This is a genomic window from Pseudoalteromonas sp. 20-MNA-CIBAN-0454, from assembly GCF_040308685.1.
GTDB lineage: Bacteria > Pseudomonadota > Gammaproteobacteria > Enterobacterales > Alteromonadaceae > Pseudoalteromonas > Pseudoalteromonas nigrifaciens.
Window position 1 is genome coordinate 1 of record NZ_JBEOOB010000071.1, and the last position, 2772, is coordinate 2772.

Below are 2772 nucleotides of genomic sequence, written 5' to 3' on the forward strand. Positions count from 1 at the left end.
AGATGAACCGCCCATTGCGGACCCGCATGATGGGTGGTGTGGGGGCTGGAGGTTAGAGACCTCCGGCTACCCGATTAGATTTTTATTTATACAGTTAATCCTTTGAAACTACATATGTATTTTATAAAAAGATCTGCGATATAATGAGCTTTATTGAATAAAATATACCTTTCTTTTTCACTAGGTACATCTCCATGGGCTCTGTCATTTCTCTCTTCCCTAAGTGTATTTAAATGATGACCTTTTGTTACAACTCCTTCACGCACAACACAATTGATCATCATAAACAGTTTTGATAGATCTTTTGAGGTGATATTCATTTTCCCAAGTGCTTTTTGTTGTTTCAAGTATGCTTTAAGTGATGTCTCGAATAACAACCCAAGCTCATATAAAGCAATATCAACATTGTCGAGGGTCAACATTTCTAATGGTCTTTTCAAAGCAGCTATGATTAAACTATTTGATGTATATTGCTCTACATCTATTTTTATCGTGTCAACAGTTTCTTGATGAGAGTATACCGCATAATACTTTTTATCCTCTTGATATTGAGTAATATCTTTCATTTTATCTAAGTACTGATAGAACGTAGGTTTTTTACATTCAATTACTTTGGTGACCTCACCATATAAGTCCCCTTTGATGATAGGGACATTAGGTTGATCAAATAAAATAGCTCTAACTTCAGCCTGAACACTATCACGCAGAAGCACTCGTTCTTTTTTTGGTTTAATTAAATCTAAGTTCGAACAAGATACAAGCTTAGATCTATTTCCACTTTGTGAATTTATCTCTAAACCAGGCGTAACAAGTAACTTTTTTCGAACACTAACTTCAGAAAGCTTTATCGTTGTCACAAGTGATTTAATCAACGCGGATAAATTAATTGGATTTGAGTTTAATAAAATACCCTTAATAGCATTTGTGAACTCTAATTCAGATACACTTCTGTTTACTTGCCTTTTTTGAGCGGCAGGTAAGCGCCACGCAATTAGTGCAAATTCATTATCTCCAACTCTTGTAAATAATTTTTTATCATTAAGATAAACTTTTAATGATTTCACTGATGCATCAGGTCGAATGTCTTTAATTTTTTCTTCTATTTGAGAAAATTTTAGAGGTTTACCTGTTTGGTGGAATACTTTTTCAATTGCTTGCACAATAGTTAGGTTTGTAGAGTTGTCCCATATTGTTAATGCCCATTTCCCACTTTTCCCAATGGGTGAAAATCGGTCATCTGCAACTATCTGGTTTTTTAAATTAGTTTCTAAAACTGGACTAAAATTACTATTAGATTTACACAGCAAATTGATTTCTTGGTTTATTTGTGAAAAGTGCATAGGCTTTGTGTGGGACTCTAATACTCTATATGCTTTATCTGCCGCACTTCTCAACCTTGAAAATTTGACTGTAATAACGTCCCCAACATAGTCGATATCTTCTATTGATGATAACGCAATAGAAATTGATTGATTAAGAGTTTTAGAAGAGCTTTTTAATTTTTTCTTAACTAAAACAGTCAAATCAAAAATAGGAATAGGATTTACAGTGTCATAAATAACATCTAAGGCTTGGAATATTCTCTCAAGATCTTTCTTTTTATAATTTACTGACTGAATCCAAGATTCTGTTATTTCTCCTCTAAAGCCGTTAATTTTTCTAGGTATTTTTATATAGCCAAATACTTCCATAAATAGGTCAAAATATTCTTTGGGTAGTATTTCATTAAATTTATCATACAGAACACGTTCGGCATCTGTTCTCAGCAGAATGGGATTAAAACGTCCAAAACGCTCTAATACATCATTAAAATTGTCTATAAGGATAGAACATATTTTCCATCCTTTGGTTTTAAGCTCCCCCGTCAATAACAAAGCTAACTGCTTTATTATCTTTGATTCTATTTGACGTATCCGTTCTCTGCTCACATTATAGAAAGTGCCTAAATCTTCTAAGGTATATTGCTTATTTTCGTTAAGACCGAATCTTTTATTTATAATATCGATATCACGAGCATAATTCTTCTTGTGCTTTTCAGTTAAATATAATTCAATAATCGCAGGAAAAGCTTCAACAAGATTACCTTTTGCAGAAGATAAAAATTCATCACGACCATCTATAAGCTTTTTAAATTCGCATTCTGTCGCTTTCTCTACAATTTGGATAAATAACTTTATAGAAGAGTTGCTATCTACAATTGTTTTTTCTCCAATGCCTTCCATAGTAGGAAATTTTTTAAATATTATTGAAATGGCTTCGTAACTATTTTTTGCATTCTGAGCTTTGACTATATTAACTGCTCTTTTAGGCAAACCTATCGATTCAACAGGAATTTTTTCAGCCCTATTAACAAAATTTGTTGAAAAGTATTCCTTGTCTATATTCTCAATTAACATACATACATCCAGTTATGTTTAAAAATCTAACAGCTTATTGAACACCACTTTGGGGGTTTATAACACCCCAAAACGGCGTATATTACATGGCTCAATAATTCCACTAAATAACTACAATGTAAACAAGTAATTACGTATGTTATAAAATCACCGTTGTTACAATACCCCAAAACGACTTTTAATAATGTTATTGGACAAAACCCGATTAACTGTCTATGTATACAGCAGTTTGTTTTTTAGAGGTTAACACTATGAAATCATCTTTTTTAACTATGATTTCTGAACAAATGCATTTAAAAGTAAGCGCGCATTTAAGCAGTGCGCTTAGCTATAATCGAAGTCTAGCTGCACATTCCACGGCATTAGGTCGGTAAAA

Annotated in this window: 2 protein-coding genes; one reads left to right on the forward strand and one right to left on the reverse strand. The window is 32.6% G+C overall.

The window, feature by feature from the left end:
* Nucleotides 1-86 precede the first annotated feature (86 nt).
* Entirely contained in the window at nucleotides 87-2396 is a 2310-nt protein-coding gene (locus AAEZ22_RS17860; RefSeq protein ID WP_192531482.1) for a sigma factor-like helix-turn-helix DNA-binding protein, read from the reverse strand.
* Nucleotides 2397-2647: 251 nt separating this feature from the next.
* Here AAEZ22_RS17860 and AAEZ22_RS17865 point away from each other — a divergent pair, with 251 nt between their 5' ends.
* A complete protein-coding gene (locus AAEZ22_RS17865) occupies nucleotides 2648-2770 on the forward strand; it encodes a hypothetical protein (RefSeq protein ID WP_352298284.1) in 123 nt (40 codons plus the stop codon).
* Nucleotides 2771-2772: the final 2 nt, after the last annotated feature.